The organism is Simiduia sp. (genome assembly GCF_058345725.1).
In genome coordinates this window covers 27,126-48,314 of record NZ_JBTUOC010000071.1, presented here as the reverse complement: position 1 = coordinate 48,314, position 21,189 = coordinate 27,126, and the positions used below count along the sequence as shown (strand labels likewise).

The following is a 21,189-nucleotide window of genomic DNA, read 5'->3' as shown; positions in this document are numbered from 1 at the left end:
TAGAGGGTCGCCATTATCCTTTCTACCCCTCTAGCACGCAAGATTAGACGAACAATTTGACCGCCATAGTCACTATTTAGCGCACAGGGCTGGCAGGTCCGGCCCAAGCCGGTACAATGTCAGCCTTTTGCCAACGTCCGGCCTAAGTTGCACTGGTGTTCATGGATATCTCTAGCGCCCTCAAAGACCTCACACCCGCCCTATCAAATACTGCCAAATTTAATCAGCGCTGGGGCCACCTGCCAGGAGCTGCCAGCGCCCTTGCTATTGCCCAGGGGGCCCGCGAACACAAGGGTCTGACCTTGGTCGTCACGCCGAATTCGGCCACAGCGCAACAGCTCAAAGAAGAACTTACGTTCTTTAGTGCGCCGGGAACCGAGGTATTGTCGCTCCCCGACTGGGAGACATTGCCCTACGACACCTTTAGCCCTCACCAGGATATTGTGTCTGAGCGCATGCGCGCCCTCTATCAACTGCCGACCACCAAAACCGGCATTCTGGTGACCCCCATAACCACCCTGCTGTACCGCTTGCCGCCAGTGGCATTTGTGACAGGCAATACGCTGATTCTGAATAAAGGGCAGCGGTTTGATCTAAACGAGCAGGCCCGGCTGCTCGAATCCACAGGTTACCGCCGGGTTGATACAGTGTTCGAGCACGGCGAATTTGCCATTCGCGGCGCACTGATGGACATCTACCCCGCTGGCAGCGAATGGCCCCTGCGCATCGACCTGTTCGACGATGAAATTGAAAGTCTGCGGACCTTTGACCCGGAAACACAGCGCACCGAAGCCCAGGTAGATGCAATAGAGCTTCTACCCGCGCGCGAGTTTCCGCTCACCAAAGAGGCCATCAGCCAATTCCGCCTGCGCTGGCACGAGCGCTTTGATGTAGATCACAAGGCCTGCCCCCTGTATCGCGATATTTGCGACGGCCTGGCGCCCTCGGGTATCGAATACTACCTGCCGCTGTTTTTCGAGCGCTGCGCCAGCCTCTTCGACTATTTGCCCAGCGAGACTCGCCTGATCACCTACGACGGCCTCACACCCCTGGCGGAGCGCTTCTGGAGCGAGGTCAACAGCCGTTATGAAAGCCGGCGAGTCGACCCCGAGCGACCACTGCTGGCGCCCAATGAAATCTTCCTGCCCGTGGCCGAGGTTTTCAATCTGATTGGGAAGCTGCCGCGCACCGAGCTGGGCGTCGGCGAACCCGCATTACCCGCCAGCGAACCGCCCAAAGTGCCCGTGGACGCACAATCGGACACGCCACTGGCCGCGCTCCAAAACTACCTAACAGCAGGGCCCGACAAACTACTCTTTGCCGTCGAGTCGGCCGGCCGACGGGAAATTCTGCTGGACCTGCTTAGGGGGATCGCCATCACACCGCGCCAGGTAGATAGCTGGCACGCCTTTATCGAAGGCCCCGACGCACTGGCCATCTGCGTAGCGCCGCTCGATCAAGGCCTGAAGCTTGATCGGCCACACATCACCATCATTACCGAAAGCCAGCTTTTTGGAGAGCGAGTACAGCAACGCCGGCGCCGCAAATCCAGCGCCGACAGCGATCTGGCCATTAAAAACCTGACCGAACTGCACCTGGGTGCGCCGGTGGTACACATCGATCACGGTGTGGGTCGCTACCAGGGCCTGACCACCATTGAATTGGACGGCCAGGCCCAGGAATTTTTGCAACTGCACTACGCCAACAACGCCAAACTGTATGTACCGGTGGCCAGCCTGCACCTCATTAGCCGCTACACCGGCACCGAGGAAACGCTGGCACCGCTTCATAAACTCGGCAACGACAGCTGGGAAAAAGCCAAGCGCCGCGCCGCCGAAAAAGTGCGCGACACCGCCGCCGAATTACTCGATATTTACGCTAAGCGCGCAGCGCGCAAAGGCTTCGCCTTCAAGGACCCGGGGCAAGCTTACGCCGCCTTCAGCGCCAGCTTTCCCTTTGAGGAAACCCCGGATCAAGAGCAGGCCATTAACGCCGTGCGGGCCGATATGCTGGCTACTACACCCATGGATCGACTGGTTTGCGGAGACGTTGGCTTTGGCAAAACTGAAGTCGCCATGCGCGCAGCTTTTATTGCTGTACAAAGCGGCAAGCAAGTGGCTATGTTGGTACCCACCACGCTGCTGGCGCAACAGCACTACGAAAGTTTTAAAGACCGCTTTGCCGACTGGCCGGTAAACATCGAAGTGGTATCGCGCTTTAAGAGCGGCAAAGAAATCAATGCCATTGCCGATAAACTCAAAGACGGCAAAGTCGATATCATCGTCGGCACCCATAAGTTGCTTCAACCCGACTTCAATTATCAGGCGCTTGGCCTGTTGATAATTGACGAAGAGCACCGCTTCGGTGTGCGACAAAAGGAAGCTCTGAAAGCTATTCGCGCCGAAGTGGACATACTGACTCTGACGGCCACACCCATTCCGCGGACTTTGAATATGAGCATGGCGGGCATTCGTGATTTGTCCATAATCGCCACCCCGCCCTCCAAGCGATTGTCCATTAAAACCTTTGTGCGCGTGCGCGACGATGCACTCATTAAAGAGGCCATTCTGCGGGAACTGCTGCGTGGCGGGCAGGTGTATTTCCTGCACAATGAAGTCAAAACCATCGAAAAAGCCGCCCGCGATTTACAGGCACTGGTGCCCGAGGCACGCATCGGCATTGGCCACGGTCAAATGCGCGAGCGCGACCTGGAAAAAGTCATGACTGACTTTTACCACAAACGCTTCAATGTGCTCATCGCCACCACCATCATCGAAACCGGCATTGATGTACCCAACGCCAATACCATTATTATTGAACGCGCCGATAAATTTGGTCTGGCGCAATTGCATCAACTGCGCGGACGTGTGGGCCGTTCGCACCATCAGGCCTACGCCTATTTGATGACACCCCACCCCAAAACCCTTACCGGCGACGCCACCAAACGGCTAGAGGCCATTGCGCAAGCCGACACCTTGGGCGCAGGTTTCACTCTGGCCACCCACGATATGGAAATTCGCGGGGCCGGGGAATTGCTCGGCGACGAGCAAAGCGGCCAGATCGAAGCCGTGGGCTTTAGCATGTACATGGACATGCTCAATCGCGCCGTAAAGGCCATTCAATCCGGCAAAGAGCCCGACCTGGATGCCCCACTCGGCACGGCAATTGAAATTAATTTACGCATCCCAGCCCTCATTCCCGACGACTACTTGCCCGATGTACACTCGCGCCTGATCATGTATAAGCGCATCGCCAACGCCGCCGATGCCAACGCCCTGAAAGAGCTGCAGGTGGAAATGATCGACCGCTTTGGACTGCTGCCCGATGCCTTGAAAAACCTATTCCGCATTACCCAACTGAAGCTCAATGCCGAATCCCTAGGGATAGAAAAGCTGGACGCCGGCGCCAGCTCGGGGCGCATTGACTTTACCAAGGAGCCAAAGGTTGATCCGATGGCCATTATAAAAATGGTGCAGACTCAACCACAGAAATACCAACTGGCGGGCGCCAGCAGCTTAAAATTCATGCATGATATGGAAACTAGCGAAGCGCGGCTCGCCGCTGTAGAGTTGCTGGTAGAGAGCCTATCCCATGCGCACTAATCGCAGATCTGCGTAGATAATTGAATATGAAAAACATGCTCACGAACCTATTCGGCCAAACCCACAATCGGTACTGCAGCGGGCGCACCACCGCAACACTGGCGACCTTACTTACGAGTCTGTGCCTATGCCTGCCAGCATCTGCACAAACGGAAGCCGCGCGCTGGTATCAGGTAGAGATTGCCATTTTTACCCAACCTGCCAACAGCCAGCTAGCTGCCAATGCCGAGCAATTTAGAAAAGATATTCAGCTAAGCTACGGTAAAAAAACACGCTACTTGCGCAGCCTCGACGAACTACTCAGCGACATGGCGGCCCAAGAGGCGCAAGACCAACTACTGATTGAGCATCCAGATACAACCACCGCCAGCGCCCATTCTGATACTGCGCCCGCCAGCACCTTAGCGCCCGAAGCCATCGCCGATCTGCTGGCGCGTACCCCGTATATCAAATTGCCGGCAACTGAACGAGGCCTGAACGATACCATCGGTGCACTCGAGCGGCGCAACCGGCAGCGCATCTTATTTCACGAAGCCTGGCGACAACCACTCGCGAGCCCAGAAAAAGCAGTCAATATCGTCGTATCCGGTGGCGAACTCTTTGGTGAAGAGCAGGAACTCGGAGGCACCATCGCACTGGGGGCTTCGCGTTACCTGCACTTGAACACCAATCTTTGGATCGCTGAGTTCACGCAAAATTACGGCCAAGGCGACTTGGGCTGGCCCAGCATTCCACCGGCGCCCGCCAAACACCCAAAGGCCATCAGCGACGAGCGCATCAATTTAAGCGCCGGCCTCAATAACCCGTCCGCTAACGACTTGTGGAACCAGTACGACATTATCGACACCACTTACCAAAGTATGCTGAACAAACCCTACGTGGTCACTCAACTGGCGAGCCTGCAACAAGATCGACGCATGCGCAGCGGCGAGGTGCACTACATAGACCACCCCAAAATTGGCATTATGGTATTTGTCACGCCCTATGAACTACCCGAGCCAGTCCCGGCACAGGCGAACAACGCCAATTTAAACCCAGCACAAAATCCGCGATAGTCGCGGTAGCCCGTCTTCCACATCCTTGCTGGTAATTTGCGCGCCCGCGCTGCCGAACTGTATTACACGGTCGCGTAGTGGCTCGGCACCTTCAGAAATAAAAACACCGGCACAGAGGCCGGTGTTTTTAGAGATCAGACACAGACAACATCTTCGGCCTGAAGGCCCTTGTCGCCGGTCAGCAGCTCAAATTCGACATTCTGACCCTCGGCCAGTGAGCGGTACCCCTCGCCCCGAATGTTCCGGTAGTGAACAAACACATCTTCCTGTTTTTCACCAAAAGAAATGAAACCATAGCCCCTGGCGTTGTTAAACCACTTAACAACACCGACTTCACGATCAGCCATTGTGAACAACCTCATTATTTTTATGTAGGTAAACTTGCCGGTACAGACTTACATTCCAAGCCCAACCCCAAGGCAATTTGCGGGATTCCCCAATTACAAATTGCAACCCCTATATTTAAGGGATATTGGCTGCGCTGTAAAGAAAAAATTAGTCTAAGCGGTCAATGAGGCAGGGATACCACTAAATTGCGGGTTCGGCGCGCAACATGTGTCCCAATATTGCCTGAACACCTTTCTGGCTGTCCTTCAAGATCTGATAGATCGCATCCAGCGTTATGGGTGCCTCGTCGAGCCCCGCAGCCCAGTTCACCACGATACATACACTGGCATAATCCAATTCAAGCTCGCGAGCCAGAGCGGCCTCGGGCATCGCGGTCATACCAATTAAATCACAGCCGTCGCGCGCGAGCCGCTGCACTTCCGCGGCTGTCTCCAAGCGCGGGCCCTGAGTGCAACCGTAGGTTCCGCCATCAACCAGCACAACCCCCGCCGCTTTTGCAGCTGCTAACAACTGCTCGCGCACATTAGTAGCAAATGGCTGCGTGAAATCAATGTGCTGCGCCTGCTGATCCCAGAAGCTGTGCGCGCGCCCCCAGGTGTAATCGATCAACTGATCCGGTAACACCAACCTGCCCGGCCCCATGGCGGGCGCAATGCCACCCACCGCATTGATCGCCACAATAGCACTTACCCCGAGGCTTTTCAGAGCCCAGATATTGGCCTGATAATTAATCTGATGGGGCGCCAATCTGTGATCGGCGCCGTGGCGAGACAAAAAAGCAAAGGGTTTGCCCTGCCATTCGACCGTTTTTACCGGCTCAGCTAACCGGCCGTAGGGTGTTTCTAACGCGTGCGATTGCCAGCCCGACAGCCCCGGAAAATCTTCCCAGCCACTGCCGCCAATAACCCCAATCATGCCATTACCCCGCTAGTCACGCCTCGGCTTCGCTGATCTGGATGCCCTCGGGCACATGTAGCGTCGATGTCGGGAAGGCGCACTCGGCACCCTGCTGCTCAATAATCGCCAGGATCTTCAACAACACATCTTGTTTGATTTCATGAAACTCCACCCAATTCGTGGTTTTGGTGAAGGTATACACGAAAAAATCCAGCGACGAAGACGCAAAACCATTGAAGTTAACAATCAGGGTTTGATCCGTGTCAATGGCAGGGTGAGCCTGCAGCATCGCTTTTACTTCGGCCACGATTGCCGCCATTTTTCCGGCGTCGTCATAGCGAATGCCCACGGTTTCATAGATGCGACGATTTAACATGCGCGACGGATTTTCGACAGCAATCTGCGTAAAAATGGAGTTGGGAACATAAAGGGGGCGCTTGTCAAAAGTCCGTATGCGGGTTAAACGCCAACCAATGTGTTCCACAGTGCCTTCGATGGATTTATCGGGCGAGCGCACCCAATCGCCCACTGCAAAGGGGCGATCCAAATAGATCATCAAGCCGCCAAAAAAATTAGCGAGCAAATCCTTCGCCGCAAAACCCACGGCAATGCCGCCAATACCACCAAAAGCCAAGACGCCCGAAATACTGTAGCCAAATGTCTGCAGCGCCACCAACACCGCGGTGATGATCACCGACAAACGCAGCAATTTCCCCAGCGCCATGACGGTGGTTTCGTCGATGGGCGCCTCCATAAAATCGGGGCTCATCAGGTTCTGCTCTGCGCGCTTAATAAAGCCCACTAAAAACCAGGTCAATAATGCGATGATGCCCGCCGAGCGCACGGGCTCTACAAAATTCAGAATGTCGGATTCGGTGGCAGGCGCCACCACCTCGGCAGCCCAGCTTAACCCCACTAACCAAAACGCCCACTCCACCGGCTTTTGCGCCGACAAAAACAAAGCATCATCCCACAGGCTTTTAGTGGCGCCAGCGTGAGCCACCAAACGCAACAACGTTCGACGTACGACAAAAGCCACTATCAAGGTCACCGTCACGATGACGAAAACCTCAAACATCCAGGACTCAATACCCAGATCGGTTACCCACTGTTTTATCGCTTCCATTAGACTGCTTCTTTGTTGTCCAGTGTTTGGGGTTCGCGGAGCTCGGGCAGATTGCACACTATTTTTTGCCAGCGCGCCTGTTGGCGCAAATCATCCCAATGCACCCGCTTGCGCATTCGCATGCGCTGCAGTCGCTCGCTGCCAGGGGTTTGAGACTCGGCCAGATGGGTAACGACTTGTTCGGCCGCAGGCCGATTGTTGCACACTAAGACCATGTCGCATCCCGCCGCAAGCGCGGCGTCTGCACGCGCGGCAAAATCACCCGCACTTTGGGCACCCGCCATACTTAAATCATCGCTAAAAATAACGCCATCAAATGCGAGCTCGGCGCGCAAATGTTGCTGCAACCAGCGGGCCGAAAAACCTACCGGTTGTTTGTCCACTGCGGGAAATACGATGTGCGCAGGCATTACCGCATCAAGTTCCGGCGCCAGCTGGGCAAAAGGCACTAAATCGTGCGCGGCAATCGCCTCCCACGGCCGGTTATCTACGGGTTGCACCAGATGACTGTCGCCCGTCACTGACCCGTGACCGGGGAAATGCTGGCCCGTTGTGGCCATACCCGCTTCGTGCATGCCTCGCATAAATGCACCAGCCAGGGCGACCACCTCTCGCGGGTTGGGTGAGAAAGCGCGGTTAGCAATGACAGCGCAATGGTGATCATCCACATCCAGCACCGGCGCAAAGCTTATATCGATGCCCGTGGCCAGCAACTCGCTGGCCATCAACCAGCCCATATCCTGCACATGCGCTAAGGTGGATTCAGGCGATTGCCGGTAGGCAGGCAAAAAACTTTGCATGGCAGGCAGCTGGGAGAACTCCGAGCGGAACCGTTGCACCCGCCCGCCTTCGTGATCAACTGCAATGATGATGTCCGGACTGCATCGACGAATGGCCGCCACCAGATCCTGCAGTTGGGCAATGGACTCGAAGTTGCGCGTGAATAGTATTAAACCACCCACCTGAGCGTGAGCAAGCAGCTGCTCATCGCGCGCGGAGAGCTCTGTGCCCTCCACGTCTAACATAACCACACCGGCTGACATGCGCTTTCGCCCTAACTCGTTAAACGCCGCATTCTACTTGACGGCGAACATCCCTGAAAGGGCCGGCACCATCATCTGTGTGGTACCGGCCAGCGTGCTATCCTGCCCAAAATCCTCTTTGAGAATCGCGCTGATCGAGTCGAAGCTGGACAAGGTGAAAATGGTCGCCCCCAACATAAAATACAAGCGCCAGTAAAAGGTGACCGGATCAATTCCGGGAGCTGCCTTCTGCAACAGCCCCGTGAAACGTTGATAGTGGTCGCCATAGCGCGCGATGATAAAACGCCGAATATGGCCTTGAGATTGCGCATAGGCCAGGCCCAACAGGCGCATAAATCGCTGCGCGGCCAAGCTGCCCTCCTCGGAACCATCGCAAATAGTTGAAAACAGGCAGTCGAGCAAATCCACCGGCGTTAGCAGCTCGCTCCCTTTGCGCTCTATCAGCTTGACCAAGGAGCGGTCCAACTCTTGGCAGAACGGGGTTAAAAAACGTGCGAATACCGCTTGAATCAGCTCTTTTTTAGAGCCAAAGTGATAATTGACAGCAGCCAAGTTCACTCCGGCCGTGCTCGTAATGGTGCGCAGTGATGTTTCTGCAAAACCGCGCTCTGCAAAAAGGGCTTCGGCGGCATCCAGGATGCGGGCAACTGTATCTGGCTGGGACATGCGAACTTCTCTGGAAGGGCTTATATTTATCTGAGAAAGATAGTATTGCGGCTCGCGCAATACTGATCCCCTGCTGGGCTCGAACATACGTTTACATGAACAGAGTGTCAAGACGCTCACACCATCCAACGCGAGGCTGGAGGCATCCATGATTGCGCCCGAACAAGGCCAGTGGTACAGCAACCGGGAGACCGGCCATTATTTTGAGATTGTGGCGTTAGACGATGCCAGCACCACCATTGAGATTCAATACGCCGATGGCGCTGTGGATGAGATAGATGCGGAAATCTGGGCCCAGTTGGATTTGGTGCGCGCCGCGCCGCCGGAGGACCCCACGTCGGGCTATCAACCGATGGACGGCGACGCCCTGCAGTGCGGCATCGACGGCGACCTACCCGGCCAGCCGCCCACAGACCTCAACCGCCTAGAACCAGATCTGTTTCCAGGCACAGAGGATTAAACGCCGCGCTCAGCTACGTGCGCCTTGATAATAGCTGCCGCCTCCTCTGGCGTATCCACCAGCTGCATTAACTGCATGTCGGCCTTGTCAATATTCCCATCGCGCAATAGCGTTTGCTGCAACCAATCCAACATACCCTGCCAGTAGCCGCGATTGACCAGCACTATCGGAAAAGGCTCTACCTTGCCCGTCTGCACCAAGGTTAAGGCCTCAAAAAGCTCATCTAGAGTGCCGAAGCCACCGGGCATTATCACAAAGCCCACAGCGTGCTTCACAAACATAAACTTTCTCACAAAGAAGTAGCGAAACGTCAGGCTGATGGACTGATAGGGATTGGGCGACTGCTCCATGGGCAAAGTAATATTTAAACCCACCGAGTCACCACCGGCCTCCAAAGCGCCTTTGTTAGCGGCCTCCATGACACCCGGACCGCCACCGGTAATGACCGGAATACCCGCACTGGCCAACAGCCTGCCCAGAGTTTCTGCCGCCTCGTAGTAGGCGTGATCTGTAGGTGTGCGCGCACTGCCAAACACGGTCACTGCGCCGCGCAATTTAATAAGCTGCTCAATCCCATCCACCAGCTCAGATTGAATTCTTAGCACCCGCCACGCTTCGGGCATTTTTGCATCAAACATATAAAACTCCTTTTACATCAATAAATTACATCAAGATGCTTCCAATTAAGTATAGCTATGCCAGCTAAACCCTTGCCGAATATATTTTACTGTATATAATCCCAGTTACTGTATAAAAAAACAGAGGCCCGTCATCGGCGCCCACCACTGGAGATCACGATGATCAAGCTCACCGCCAGGCAGCAAGAAATATTGGACCTAATCAAGCGTTGCATTGATGAAACTGGCTACCCGCCAACCCGTGCCGAAATAGCACAGGAATTGGGTTTTCGCTCTGCCAATGCAGCCGAGGAGCATCTAAAGGCACTGGCGCGCAAAGGCGCTATTGAAATGGTTGCCGGCGCATCCCGCGGCATTCGCCTACCCGAGTCCGAAACGGGTATTCCACTGATCGGCCGAGTCGCCGCCGGCAATCCGATTTTGGCTGAAGAAAATATCGAAGAATACTGTGAAATACCCCAGAGCTTCTTCAGCCCGGGTGCCGACTATTTGCTGCGTGTACACGGCATGAGCATGAAAGACGTGGGCATACTCGACGGCGATTTACTGGCCGTGCACCGGACCACCGAAGCGCGTACAGGCGACATTGTCGTGGCGCGCATAGAAGATGAGGTAACAGTAAAGCGGTTAGAGCACCGGCGAGGCAGCGCCCATCTCAAACTCCACCCCGAAAACCCCGACTTTCAAGTTATTGAAGTCGACCTTAAGTCACAAGCTTTTGCTATCGAAGGCTTGAGCGTGGGTGTTTTGCGCCGAGGTAAGCAGTAATGTCAGCAGTATTCGCCCAGCAGACCTATCAGCAGCAGCCCCTCCCCTTTCAGCAAGGCACTGCGACGCCAACAGTAGCGCCTCAAGCCGACACGCGCGCAATCGCCCATATCAGTCGGGTCACTGAACTCGTCATTCCGGGCGGCGACCAGAACGCCGTATTGCTGCCCATGGTGCGCTATCTGAGCGATCAAAACCAACAGCAGTGGCTAACGCTGATCAGCCACCACAATCAGGAACCGCGCTGGCTAAAAAACCAGGGGCTTAATCCACGTACCCTGCGGGTGATTCAGGCCAACTCCCCCAATGATATTTTGTGGATGACATGGGAGGCACTAACCAACGGCACCAGCCACACAGTGGTAGCAGAATTGAGTGCCCAACCAAAAGATGTCATGAAGGAACTAGAGCGCGCTGCGGCGCAGGGGAATTGCCGGTTAATCTTGGTACAAAACCGCTAACACGGCTAGTGAATGGTTTTACTGGGCTCGTCCAATGCGTCTTCAGTGGCGGATGACGTATCCGCATCAGTTTGCGACGCTGCTACTTCACCGGCAGCTTCCATACCGGCTTCAATCATGGCCTTTGCCACATCGTATTTTGCTTCCTGCAAAAAATACAACGACTCCTCTGAAAAACGAATTGTTACCAGCGGCTCGCCCTCTTCATTCGCCCGACGCAGGGCAATTTCACCAGAAGACAACTCAATAATTTCGTACAAATCTGAGGACATAACAACTCCAATAGGTGCAAGCCCCTATTCTAACAGCATTTTTTGGAGAGTTCGCCCTCGACTGGCCATTGAATGAGCGCGTAAAAAAAGCATGGTCGCGGCCCTATCGCGACTGCCGGTATTGCGGGGTGATGAAACATTAGCACTTTTGCCGAGGTCCTAGCGCTCGCCGAAACCGCGACTCAAGCCAAGCTTAAGACTCTGCGCCAAGGCTCCGATTGCGCTCCACCAGTTCGGTCAGCGCGGCTAACGCCTCGCGCGCCTGTGGCAATCCAAACACCCCTGCCCCCGCCACGGCAATAAGCTGCTCTGTTCCCACCGCATTGCTACGCCCAGAACGGGGGTCGCCCGGCTGGGATTGAGCCCGCAATTGCGCCAACCAACTATCGCTCTGCTCCAGCCTAACCAGCTCCTGCAGCTCCAAGGGTTGCGCCCGGCCCGCGGGCACAACGCGCAGTAAATCCAATGCCGACGATGGCTGATCGGCATTAAATTTCAACTCGGCGGCAAGCTCTTGCAAAAATGCCAAATACGCGGCCTGTAAATGCCAGGTCAATCCTTGTACAAGCGCTTGCTGCTGCCAGGGTAAGGCCGATGCCCCAAACTGGTGTAACAAACCTGTACACCATGCCAATTGCTGGTTTACTTTTGACCGGGCATTGTTCATGGATTACTTTTTGGCCGATTTTTTAGCTGCTGGTTTTTTGGCGGCCGCTTTGCGACCGCTGCCTTTACCCGACACCTCAACCTGCCACTTGCCTCCACCATAGGTGGCCTTCCAACCGCTGGCCTTGCCGTCTACTTCAGATTGCACATAGTGCACCTTTTCCTTTCGGTTGAAGCGCACGACCGTGGGATTGCCTTCGTCATCGGCAACTGGCGCCGAAAATAAGAAAGCATACTTTTTGTCGATGGCGTCTTTATGGGGCAACAGTTCGCTCACCAACGGCGCTCGCGTTTCCCGATTTTTGGGGAACTGGCTGGCGGCCAGGAATAGTCCCGCAGCGCCATCGCGCAATATGTAGTGATCCTCCACCTTCTGGCAGGCCAACTCGGGCATGGGCACCGGGTCCATTTTGGGCGGCGCGGCTTCGCCATTTTTCAATAGCTTGCGGGTATTTTTACACTCACTGTTTGTACAGCCAAAATACTTTCCAAAGCGGCCAGTTTTCAGCTGCATCTCGCTGCCGCACTTATCGCACTCGAGCACTGGGCCGTCGTAGCCTTTGATTTTAAAGGTGCCGGTCTCCACTTCGTAACCCGAACAATCCGGGTTATTGCCGCAAATATGCAACTTGCGATTCTCGTCGAGCAGGTAGCTGTCCATGGCGGCTTTACAGATCTTACAACGCCGCTTAGTTCTAAGTAGGCGAGTTTCCGCCTCCTCGTCATCGGCACTGATCGCCTCGTCGCCGGACACCAGGTTCATGGTGTTTTTACAGCGTTCCTTGGGCGGCAGACCATAGCCAGAACAACCCAGAAACACCCCAGTGGTGCCCGTGCGAATCTGCATATGGCGACCGCAGTTGCTGCACTCAATGTCCGTGTCTGTGGGATCATTTGCCCGCATTCCGCTTTCTTTGGCTTTCGCTTGCGCGAGCTTTGCCGAAAAGTTTTCGTAAAACTCGTTTAACACCTCACGCCATCCGCGCTCGCCAGTAGCAATGCGATCGAGCTGCTGCTCCAAATCGGCGGTGAACGAAAATGCCATAATGTCATCAAAACTTTCGACCAGGCGCTCGGTAACAATATCGCCCATTTTTTCTGCAAAAAAACGACGCCCTTCAACCCGGGCGTAACCGCGATCTTGAATGGTAGAAATAATGGCAGCATAGGTGGAGGGCCTGCCAATACCGCGTTTCTCCAGCTCTTTTACCAATGCCGCTTCCGAATAGCGCGCGGGCGGTTTGGTAAAGTGCTGGTTGGGCTCTAATGCCAGCAGGGACAGGTTCTCACCCACTTTCACATCGGGCAATACCACATCTTCATCTTTTTTAGCCTGCGCCGGCATCACTTTCATAAAGCCGTCAAAGCGAATAACGCGGCCGCGCGTGCGCAACTCATAGTCGCCCGCCTTGGCCACGATGGCCGTGGAGGTAAATTCAGCCGGCGTCATCTGACAGGCGACAAATTGCTGCCAAATAAGCCCGTACAGTCGCTCTGCATCGCGCTCCATGCCCTTCAAATGCGCGGGCATTAAAGTGACATCGGAGGGGCGAATGGCCTCGTGCGCCTCTTGCGCGCCGTCTTTGCTGCTGTAAACGTTCGGCGCTTCAGGCAGATAACGCTTGCCAAAGTTATCGACAATGTAATCCCGACAGGCATTCACAGCATCTGCACTCAAATTGGTCGAGTCAGTACGCATGTAGGTAATGTAGCCAGCCTCGTATAAGCGCTGGGCCATCATCATGGTCTTTTTAACACTAAAGCCCAAACGGGTACTGGCGGCCTGCTGTAGCGTCGAGGTGATAAAGGGCGCAGAGGGGCGCGATTTGGTGGGCTTATCTTCGCGCTCTGCCACCACATAACTGGCCGATTCAAGCGCCTGCACTGCAACCTGGGTTTGCGCCTCGGTCAGCGGTTTGAACGCTTGATCCTGATATTTTTTTACTTCAAAACGCAGCTTGTGTGCATCTTTGGTCTTTAAATTGGCAAATAGATCCCAGTATTCCTCTGGAATAAAGGCGCGAATTTCTTGCTCGCGTTCAACCAATAATCGCACCGCCACGGATTGAACACGCCCGGCTGACAATCCGCGAGCTACTTTTTCCCACAGTAGTGGCGACACCATATAACCCACTACTCGATCTAAGAAACGACGCGCCTGCTGCGCGTAAACTCGATCTAAATCCAAAGAGCCCGGTTTGGCGAAGGCATCTTTAATGGCAGATTTAGTGATTTCGTTGAACACTACGCGCTTGTAGCGACTTTCATCGCCGCCAATGGCCTCGCGCAGATGCCAAGCAATCGCTTCTCCCTCGCGGTCCAAATCCGTTGCGAGGTAAATTTCATCGGCCTTGGCAGCCAATTGCTTGAGTTCGTTAACAACTTTTTCCTTGCCCGGCAATATTTCGTAATGAGCTTTCCAGTCGTTCTCTGGATCGATGCCCATGCGATTAATTAACTGCTCGCGAGCCTTCGCCTCTTTGTGCGCAGCTTTTTCTTCGGGCGACAGTTTGCGCGTTATGGCGGCCTGGCGTGCACGCTCCTTTGGATCTACCGCGCCTTTAGCACTGCCGCTGGTGGGCAAATCCCGGATATGGCCAACACTGGATTTAACGACAAAATCACTGCCGAGGTATTTGTTAATCGTCTTTGCCTTGGCGGGTGATTCGACGATGACAAGTGATTTGGCCATAAATGGTCTCTGATACGTGTATTGTTTCTTTATATAGACGGTCGTCTTACACCCGTAAACTGGTGTAAGCCCATTTCCGTCCGCGTGCCTTTCCGGCTCAGGGTGCGCATATATAAAACCTCAGCGCGAGTGGGTCAAGTGATTACTTTTTAGCACACCTGGCGATAGGGGCGGATTAAGGTCGGCATTTAACGCCCTATATCGGGCTTAATCTTCCCTTGAAATAACAAGTTAAGCTGTTGTTTTCATTGAATATTAATACCAGGCAAATAAAGTTTAAATTCGGCCGGCCGACAACCCTCTTGCTACAATTGCAGTAATGGAAAGTTTTTTCTTGGGTCCTTAGCGACGGGGGCAGGGCTTGACCAGTCTGATTATATTTTGTGCAATCGCGATTTTGTCACTGCTGGTGGTGAGCATCGCCAATCAGCGGGAGGAGCGACTGCGGTCTCGACGCATCCGCCTGCGCAAACTGAAAATGCGTGTCGACGAGCTGGAAACCCTATTAATCCACCTCACCCACCTGCTGGAAAACCCCGACATTCTGATCCAGATCAACGAAGAAATTGTCGACATGTACCAAGCCATGATCGATTTAGACCCCAATCTACCCTACCTGGAGGCGGGTCTGAATACCGCCCAGCAAAGGGGCAGCCACTTGGCTAGCAATCTACCGCTAAAGCCCAAAAGACTGCTAGAGAGCGATGTCAAGATTGCACTGGCGCAAAAGCACCTCACCGAAGCAGCCAAGGTTATTCGCCACCGCCAGGCCCACGCCAAGATTTCCATGGAGGAAATGCAGCTATTTGTGCGCGAATTGAGCTACCAACACTTGATGGTGGACGCCATCTCTATGATTGGCCAGGGCCACAAAGCGATGAACAAGAGCAATCCGCTGTCGGCACACGCCTATTACAAGAAAGCCAGACAGCTGCTGATTCAATCTACTCACTCCGACAGCCGCCGGCACCAAATGATCAAGGAATTGGCCGACATTCTGGAGGGGCGGCGCACTTCAATTAGCGAAGCGCTCATGCCTGAGACCTACTTGAACCCGGATTTACAGGCGCAAAAAACCGATCAATTGCTAGACGACCTACTGGAATAAAAGAACTCTTCGCTAAGCCCGTAGTGACACAAGTGCAGCTTGCAGCTCGGCCAGCCAGCCTATGAGCGACTCCAATTCCGCCATGGAGCCGCGCTCACTCCAATTAATTCCCAAACCTTCGGGCCCTGCACTGACACCCGATACCGAGGCTGGAAGCGCCGGCAAGTGCCCCAACAGAAGCTCGCGCAGTGGATCATCGACACCCTGAGCAGCCCAACGCTGCAACAGGTGCAATTCGTGTTCGTAATCCTTATAGATGAGCGACCACAGCTCGCCTTTTAGCGCCTTGTGCTGCCAGGGCAAGGCATACAAAGCCGTCCCCTTAAGTTCGGTAACATTGCCACTGGCCAGCCGTACGCGTATGCCCTTCCCATTGGCTGCGGCACGCAAGCTCGCCAACTTGCGCTGCCCAGCACTGGGCTGAAACATCATCACCGGCCCGACGGCCAGCGCAACCACTGCAATGATAATCAGCCAACTTCCCCACTCGCCCACTCGTTTGTACTCCTTTGACTTTAAGTGCCGATACAGCCACGCTAGTATTAAACCTAATCAACGACGCAGGAGAGTCCAAATGAACAACTACCAACACATCGTTGTGGGTATTGATCTGTCACCTGAGTCCTCCCAGGTTGTGCAGCGCGCCCAACAACTGGCCGAGCTTTATTCGGCCAACGTGTACTTGGTGCACGTACTGGAGCCGCTAACCTTTGCCTATGGCGGCGACATTCCTATGGATCTCACCGAAATACAAACACAGCTGCAAGGGCAAGCTGAAGCGCAATTACACAAGCTTGCGCACAGCCACAAGCTAACGGTCCAGCACTGCCATTTGTTGGTGGGGCAACCTGCTGCCGAGTTGCACAACTTCGCCGATGAGCACAACGCCGATCTCATCGTCGTTGGTAGCCATGGCCGCCAGGGCCTTGCGCTCTTACTGGGTTCTACCGCCAATGGCGTATTGCATGGCGCTCATCGGGACGTATTAGCCGTGCGAGTTGAAGAAAGCCTCTGAAGCTCTCTGTTCCACCTTGGCGGCGCTAGAGCGCATCCAGCTCGGCCCAGCGCTCAAAGGCCTGTTCCAGTTCGGCTTCCTTGGCGGCTAAGGTCGCCAGGGTTGCCTCGGCTACCGCTCTGTCGCCCTCAAAAAAGTCCGGCGCGGCAATGGTCTGTTGCAGCTCGGCAATATCCCTTTCCAATTGTTCTATCTGTCCGGGTAATTGCTCCAGTTCACGCTGCAGCTTGTAGCTGAGTTTTTTGGTCCGCGCCGGTGCTTGTGTAGTATCGCTATCAGGTTTGGACGGTGCGGGGGTATCAGGCGTCTCGGCGTTTACTTGTTCAGCTGCACGGTGCCAGCGCCCGCCCTGCCGCAACCAGTCTTCGTAACCGCCCACATACTCGCGTACGCGACCATCGCCCTCGAAGGCAAAACAACTCGTTACAACATTATCCAGGAAAGCCCGATCGTGACTCACCAGGAGCAAGGTGCCCTCATAGTTGCCTAACAGCTCCTCTAGCAATTCCAGGGTTTCAACATCGAGGTCGTTAGTGGGCTCATCGAGCACTAACAAATTAGCGGGCTTGCTGAATAAGCGCGCCAACAATACCCGATTGCGCTCGCCACCCGAAAGTACGCGCAGCGGCGTTCGCGCGCGCTCCCCGGTAAATAGGAAGTCTGACAAGTAGGAAATGATGTGTTTGCGCTTGCCATTGACATCGATAAACTCGCGTCCTTCGGCAATGTTATCCACGGCATTTTTGTCGAGATCGAGTTGATCGCGCAGTTGATCAAAATAGGCCACCGACAAATTGGTGCCCAGTTTTACCTTCCCCTGAGCTGGTGTTAGCTGACCCAATATGATCTTCAACAGCGTACTCTTACCAGCGCCATTGGGCCCCAGGAAACCAATCCTGTCGCCGCGCACCAACGTTGTAGAGAAATCCTGAATCAACGCTTTGTCGCCATAGTGGTGTGACACTCGAGTCAGTTCCGCCACTAATTTGCCACTATTGTCCGCTTGTTGTAATTCAAAACTTGCCTGGCCCTGGCGCTCACGCCGTTGGGCGCGCTCAACCCGCAGCGCCTTCAGGGCACGCACTCGCCCTTCGTTGCGGGTGCGTCGGGCTTTGATACCCTGCCTGATCCACACCTCTTCCTCTGCGAGGCGTTTATCAAAAAGTGCATTGTGCCGATCTTCCTCGGCCATTTGCTGCTCGCGAAAGGTTAAAAAGCTTTGGTAGTCGCCATCCCAACAACGCAACTGCCCCCGGTCAAGCTCGACGATGTGGGTGGCCAGCTTTTGCACCAAAGCACGATCGTGCGTGACAAATACCACGGCACCTTTAAATTGTTTGATTTGGTTTTCCAGCCATTCAATGGCTTCGATATCCAAGTGGTTGGTGGGCTCGTCCAGCATCAACAGGTCTGGTTCTATCACCAGCGCCTTAGCCAAGGCCACTCGGCGGCGCCATCCGCCCGACAATGACGACATCAGCGCCTCGCCAGGCAAATTTAAGCGCGTCAAAATCGACTGTACTTTCTGTTCAATAGCCCAACCATCGGCAGTTTCAATCTGACTTTGCAACTGCCCAAGCAGCGTCATATCGGGTTCGGCCGCCATGGCCAGCTTATGGTAGCGCGCAATTAACTCCCCGACCCGCTCAAATCCTTTAGACACCACCTCGAATACAGTCAGCTCATCCGGCTCGGGCAGGTCCTGCTCTAAACGCGCGAGTTTAAGCCCCGGCTGACGCCAAATTTCACCTTCATCCAGAGCCATGTCGCCGCTGATCACCTTCATCAAGGTTGATTTACCTGCGCCGTTATGGCCCAGCAGACACATACGCTGGCCCGGCTCTACCAGCAGTTGCACCTTGTCTAGAATCACTTGGAGACCAAAGTGAAGGGAGGCATTGTCTAAACGGATCAGTGGCATAGCGTTCCAAACTCTCAAAATCAAGGGGCGCATGATACGCATAGCGGTAATAAACTGCATCCTTTCCAGGCCACCACTTCACCTACACCTCAGGACTCATCTATACTAGGGTATTATGCGAGCGCCTGTTATAACCCTGCATCGGGGTTGACGGGGAAAAACAGCACCAACGGACATACCCCAGCGAGCACAATAAACACAAACCGACCAGTGCGAGGTATCCATGGTCTCTGCAGTGCAGGCACAGCGTTTCAGTCTGTCACAACCATGTACAACAACCCGAAGCAGGCTCTGTGCAGGCATCAGAGACGTCGCGACTTTGGTTCATCAAACCATCAAAGACAAACTGTTCAGCAACTTATTTGTCACCCCCGCCTTTATTGCTGGTGTTGCTGGCTGTGCATTAATCGCGGCAACCGCACAGGCGGCCCAACCCCTACTGGCCGAAACGCCTCAAGACAGTCCAACATTACAGCCTTACCTGAGCTGGGATGACGATACTAAGCGCATCTATCAAGAGCGCTTCCGGCAGGCGCAAAAAGCCATCGCCCACAATAAGCTCACCGAGTTCCAGGCACTTCGCCCTCAACTCGCCGGCTATCCATTGCTCCCCTACCTCGACTACCGCGCGCTGACTAAACGATTGACCGGGCTTCCCTATCGCGAGGTGGACGACTTTTTATACGTTCACGCAAAAACCTATTTAGCCGATCGCCTAAGGCGTGACTGGCTCTACACGTTGGAGCGCAAAAAGCATTGGCACGATTTACAAAGTTATTATTCTGCCGACTTAAATGATCGCGCACTAACCTGCCACTACTTGCGCGCCCGCCTGCTCACAGGCGATGAAAGTGCACTGCAAGAGGTGGGCGAAGTCTGGAATCAGGGCTTCTCCTTGCCCAAGGCCTGCGATCCGCTATTTGACCTTTGGGCTAGCGCCGGCGGTCAAACAGCGGCCCTGAGTTGGAGCCGGGCGACTAAGGCTGTTGAAAATCGTAAGCTACAATTGGCCCGCTATATCGCCAAGCGCGCACCTGCAGAAATTCAGCCCGCCCTAGAGCGCTTGCTGTCGGTTGACCGCAACCCACACCAGCTACAACATACAGATCGCTTTGCCAGTCAGACACCAGAGACACAGTTCACCATCATGCACGGGTTGCAACGGCTCGCGCGTCTCGACCCACTGAAGGCGGCAACTCTGTGGCAATCTTACGACGCACAGCAGCTCTTTCCCGATCAGCAGCGCCGCACCACCCAGGCATATTTGATCAAATCACTGGCCCGCAAAGATCACACCGCCGAAGCCTATAAGCTGGCCACCAAGGTCACCGCCAACGCCGACAGTGAAATGATTAACCAGCTCGTACGAAGCGCCTTAGACGATCAGGATTGGGGCGCAGTCAGCCGCTGGATTAGCGCCTTACCCGAAGACGAACGCACGACACCGCGCTGGCAGTACTGGGCAACCCGCGCGGCGGAGGCCCAGGGACACCAACTGCCACCCAACCCATCCATCGAAGCTAGCTACCATGCCTTGGCACAGGGACGCAGCTTCTACGGCTTTCTCGCCGCCGACAGGCTCGGACTGACCTATACACTGGAGGATCAACCCTCTCAGGTTCCACTCGCCGATCAGGCGCTGGTACAAACCCACGCGGGCATCGCCAGAGCCAAGGCCTTTTACGATATCGGTAACCTGGGCTTGGCCAGAGCCGAGTGGTATTACACGTCCAAGCAACTAAACGCCCAACAACTACAAGCCGCAGGCACCTTGGCCTATCACTGGGGCTGGCACCGCAAGGGCATTCAGGCCATGATTGAGGCGCGGGCCTGGAACGACCTGACGGTGCGTTTCCCTCTGGCATTCGCCGAGCAGATGGAAGCCCAGGCACGCCAACAATCTATGGATGCCAATCTGCTGTTTGCCATCGCCCGACAGGAGAGCGCCTTTGCCGAGGATGCCCGCAGCTCTGCCGGTGCACTGGGATTAATGCAACTCATGCCCGCAACTGCCAAGCAAACGGCCTCGAAAGCCGGTATGCGCTACCAGCAGCGTGATTTGCTTAAGCCAGAATTCAACATCGCGCTGGGCAGTCGCTACCTGAATGAGATGCTCGGCCGGTACGCGGGCAATCCCGCCTTTGCAGCTGCGGCGTATAACGCGGGCCCTCACCGTGTCGATCGCTGGCTGGACGAAGGGCGCGACCAACTGCCGCTGGATATCTGGATAGAAACCATTCCCTTTAGCGAAACCCGCAACTATGTGCAAAACGTCATGGTTTTCTCGGTTATCTATGCCTATCGCAATGGCGCCGATGTCAACACATTGCGCGGCGCTACCGGGCTCATAGCCAAGCCGTCGGCGGCGGGTATCTCGTCCAGCGCCGGCGCACTTTAAGAACCAATAGAGCGCCGATAGTTAAGTCGGGAAGCGAGCGGCGGCCGATCCAC

General features: G+C 54.9%; 19 protein-coding genes. 8 read left to right on the top strand and 11 right to left on the bottom strand.

Going from position 1 to position 21,189, the window contains the following annotated elements; all coding sequences use genetic code 11:
- Positions 1–161: 161 nt before the first annotated feature.
- Together mfd and ACW8F6_RS14785 are read left to right on the top strand one after the other, a co-directional pair.
- On the top strand, positions 162–3,602 hold the full coding sequence (gene mfd, locus ACW8F6_RS14790; protein WP_491576646.1) for a transcription-repair coupling factor: 3,441 nt from the start codon (positions 162–164) through the stop codon (positions 3,600–3,602).
- 35 nt (positions 3,603–3,637) lie between these two features.
- Positions 3,638–4,657, top strand: a complete 1,020-nt coding sequence (locus ACW8F6_RS14785) for a CsiV family protein (protein ID WP_491576645.1) — start codon at positions 3,638–3,640, stop codon at positions 4,655–4,657.
- A 134-nt stretch (positions 4,658–4,791) separates the two neighbouring features.
- Here the strand turns inward: ACW8F6_RS14785 and ACW8F6_RS14780 are convergent, their stop codons facing one another.
- The 5 genes from ACW8F6_RS14780 to ACW8F6_RS14760 all read right to left on the bottom strand — a co-directional run bounded on the left by ACW8F6_RS14780 (position 4,792) and on the right by ACW8F6_RS14760 (position 8,737).
- Entirely contained in the window at positions 4,792–5,004 is a 213-nt protein-coding gene (locus ACW8F6_RS14780) for a cold-shock protein (protein ID WP_491576644.1), read from the bottom strand.
- A 181-nt stretch (positions 5,005–5,185) separates the two neighbouring features.
- Entirely contained in the window at positions 5,186–5,920 is a 735-nt protein-coding gene (locus ACW8F6_RS14775) for an S-methyl-5'-thioinosine phosphorylase (protein WP_491576643.1), read from the bottom strand.
- Between the two features lie 16 nt (positions 5,921–5,936).
- Positions 5,937–7,028, bottom strand: a complete 1,092-nt coding sequence (locus ACW8F6_RS14770; protein WP_491576642.1) for a mechanosensitive ion channel family protein — start codon at positions 7,026–7,028, stop codon at positions 5,937–5,939.
- On the bottom strand, positions 7,028–8,071 hold the full coding sequence (gene nagZ / locus ACW8F6_RS14765; RefSeq protein ID WP_491576641.1) for a beta-N-acetylhexosaminidase: 1,044 nt from the start codon (positions 8,069–8,071) through the stop codon (positions 7,028–7,030). The genes ACW8F6_RS14770 and nagZ overlap by 1 nt, the downstream gene beginning before the upstream one ends.
- A 33-nt stretch (positions 8,072–8,104) precedes the next feature.
- Complete coding sequence (locus ACW8F6_RS14760) at positions 8,105–8,737, bottom strand: TetR/AcrR family transcriptional regulator (protein WP_491576678.1); 633 nt, start codon at positions 8,735–8,737, stop codon at positions 8,105–8,107.
- A 148-nt stretch (positions 8,738–8,885) separates the two neighbouring features.
- Between ACW8F6_RS14760 and ACW8F6_RS14755 the strand changes: the two genes are divergently transcribed.
- On the top strand, positions 8,886–9,197 hold the full coding sequence (locus ACW8F6_RS14755) for a DUF6763 family protein (RefSeq protein ID WP_491576640.1): 312 nt from the start codon (positions 8,886–8,888) through the stop codon (positions 9,195–9,197).
- On the opposite strand, the gene ACW8F6_RS14750 is transcribed toward ACW8F6_RS14755, so the two are convergent.
- Positions 9,194–9,835: an LOG family protein gene (locus ACW8F6_RS14750; protein ID WP_491576639.1), complete on the bottom strand. Its 642-nt coding sequence runs from the start codon at positions 9,833–9,835 to the stop codon at positions 9,194–9,196. The two genes, ACW8F6_RS14755 and ACW8F6_RS14750, sit on opposite strands and share 4 nt — an antisense overlap.
- A 159-nt stretch (positions 9,836–9,994) precedes the next feature.
- Here ACW8F6_RS14750 and lexA point away from each other — a divergent pair, with 159 nt between their 5' ends.
- Positions 9,995–10,603: a transcriptional repressor LexA gene (gene lexA / locus ACW8F6_RS14745; RefSeq protein WP_491576638.1), complete on the top strand. Its 609-nt coding sequence runs from the start codon at positions 9,995–9,997 to the stop codon at positions 10,601–10,603.
- Positions 10,603–11,064 (top strand): cell division inhibitor SulA, encoded by a 462-nt coding sequence (locus ACW8F6_RS14740; RefSeq protein ID WP_491576637.1) that lies wholly within the window; start codon positions 10,603–10,605, stop codon positions 11,062–11,064. Before lexA ends, ACW8F6_RS14740 begins: the two co-directional genes overlap by 1 nt.
- Before the next feature lie 5 nt (positions 11,065–11,069).
- Here ACW8F6_RS14740 and ACW8F6_RS14735 read toward each other — a convergent pair whose 3' ends face one another.
- The 3 genes from ACW8F6_RS14735 to topA all read right to left on the bottom strand — a co-directional run bounded on the left by ACW8F6_RS14735 (position 11,070) and on the right by topA (position 14,694).
- Positions 11,070–11,336, bottom strand: a complete 267-nt coding sequence (locus ACW8F6_RS14735; RefSeq protein WP_491576636.1) for a hypothetical protein — start codon at positions 11,334–11,336, stop codon at positions 11,070–11,072.
- Between the two features lie 193 nt (positions 11,337–11,529).
- Entirely contained in the window at positions 11,530–12,003 is a 474-nt protein-coding gene (locus ACW8F6_RS14730; RefSeq protein WP_491576635.1) for a DUF6586 family protein, read from the bottom strand.
- 3 nt (positions 12,004–12,006) lie between these two features.
- Entirely contained in the window at positions 12,007–14,694 is a 2,688-nt protein-coding gene (gene topA, locus ACW8F6_RS14725; protein ID WP_491576634.1) for a type I DNA topoisomerase, read from the bottom strand.
- Between the two features lie 361 nt (positions 14,695–15,055).
- Between topA and ACW8F6_RS14720 the strand changes: the two genes are divergently transcribed.
- Positions 15,056–15,802, top strand: a complete 747-nt coding sequence (locus ACW8F6_RS14720; protein ID WP_491576633.1) for a hypothetical protein — start codon at positions 15,056–15,058, stop codon at positions 15,800–15,802.
- Between the two features lie 12 nt (positions 15,803–15,814).
- On the opposite strand, the gene ACW8F6_RS14715 is transcribed toward ACW8F6_RS14720, so the two are convergent.
- The gene (locus tag ACW8F6_RS14715) at positions 15,815–16,297 is read right to left on the bottom strand and encodes a hypothetical protein (RefSeq protein ID WP_491576632.1); all 483 of its coding nucleotides are present in this window, start codon (positions 16,295–16,297) and stop codon (positions 15,815–15,817) included.
- A gap of 79 nt (positions 16,298–16,376) precedes the next feature.
- Between ACW8F6_RS14715 and ACW8F6_RS14710 the strand changes: the two genes are divergently transcribed.
- On the top strand, positions 16,377–16,817 hold the full coding sequence (locus tag ACW8F6_RS14710; protein ID WP_491576631.1) for a universal stress protein: 441 nt from the start codon (positions 16,377–16,379) through the stop codon (positions 16,815–16,817).
- A 25-nt stretch (positions 16,818–16,842) separates the two neighbouring features.
- Here ACW8F6_RS14710 and ACW8F6_RS14705 read toward each other — a convergent pair whose 3' ends face one another.
- Positions 16,843–18,738, bottom strand: a complete 1,896-nt coding sequence (locus ACW8F6_RS14705; RefSeq protein ID WP_491576630.1) for an ATP-binding cassette domain-containing protein — start codon at positions 18,736–18,738, stop codon at positions 16,843–16,845.
- A 319-nt stretch (positions 18,739–19,057) separates the two neighbouring features.
- Here ACW8F6_RS14705 and ACW8F6_RS14700 point away from each other — a divergent pair, with 319 nt between their 5' ends.
- Entirely contained in the window at positions 19,058–21,136 is a 2,079-nt protein-coding gene (locus ACW8F6_RS14700; protein WP_491576629.1) for a transglycosylase SLT domain-containing protein, read from the top strand.
- Positions 21,137–21,189: the final 53 nt, after the last annotated feature.

Coding starts and splice junctions, on each gene's coding strand:
- mfd (WP_491576646.1), top strand. CDS start 162: ATGGATATCTCTAGCGCCCTCAAAGACCTCACACCCGCCCTATCAAAT.
- ACW8F6_RS14785 (WP_491576645.1), top strand. CDS start 3,638: ATGCTCACGAACCTATTCGGCCAAACCCACAATCGGTACTGCAGCGGG.
- ACW8F6_RS14780 (WP_491576644.1), bottom strand. CDS start 5,004: ATGGCTGATCGTGAAGTCGGTGTTGTTAAGTGGTTTAACAACGCCAGG.
- ACW8F6_RS14775 (WP_491576643.1), bottom strand. CDS start 5,920: ATGATTGGGGTTATTGGCGGCAGTGGCTGGGAAGATTTTCCGGGGCTG.
- ACW8F6_RS14770 (WP_491576642.1), bottom strand. CDS start 7,028: ATGGAAGCGATAAAACAGTGGGTAACCGATCTGGGTATTGAGTCCTGG.
- nagZ (WP_491576641.1), bottom strand. CDS start 8,071: ATGTCAGCCGGTGTGGTTATGTTAGACGTGGAGGGCACAGAGCTCTCC.
- ACW8F6_RS14760 (WP_491576678.1), bottom strand. CDS start 8,737: ATGTCCCAGCCAGATACAGTTGCCCGCATCCTGGATGCCGCCGAAGCC.
- ACW8F6_RS14755 (WP_491576640.1), top strand. CDS start 8,886: ATGATTGCGCCCGAACAAGGCCAGTGGTACAGCAACCGGGAGACCGGC.
- ACW8F6_RS14750 (WP_491576639.1), bottom strand. CDS start 9,835: ATGTTTGATGCAAAAATGCCCGAAGCGTGGCGGGTGCTAAGAATTCAA.
- lexA (WP_491576638.1), top strand. CDS start 9,995: ATGATCAAGCTCACCGCCAGGCAGCAAGAAATATTGGACCTAATCAAG.
- ACW8F6_RS14740 (WP_491576637.1), top strand. CDS start 10,603: ATGTCAGCAGTATTCGCCCAGCAGACCTATCAGCAGCAGCCCCTCCCC.
- ACW8F6_RS14735 (WP_491576636.1), bottom strand. CDS start 11,336: ATGTCCTCAGATTTGTACGAAATTATTGAGTTGTCTTCTGGTGAAATT.
- ACW8F6_RS14730 (WP_491576635.1), bottom strand. CDS start 12,003: ATGAACAATGCCCGGTCAAAAGTAAACCAGCAATTGGCATGGTGTACA.
- topA (WP_491576634.1), bottom strand. CDS start 14,694: ATGGCCAAATCACTTGTCATCGTCGAATCACCCGCCAAGGCAAAGACG.
- ACW8F6_RS14710 (WP_491576631.1), top strand. CDS start 16,377: ATGAACAACTACCAACACATCGTTGTGGGTATTGATCTGTCACCTGAG.
- ACW8F6_RS14705 (WP_491576630.1), bottom strand. CDS start 18,738: ATGCCACTGATCCGTTTAGACAATGCCTCCCTTCACTTTGGTCTCCAA.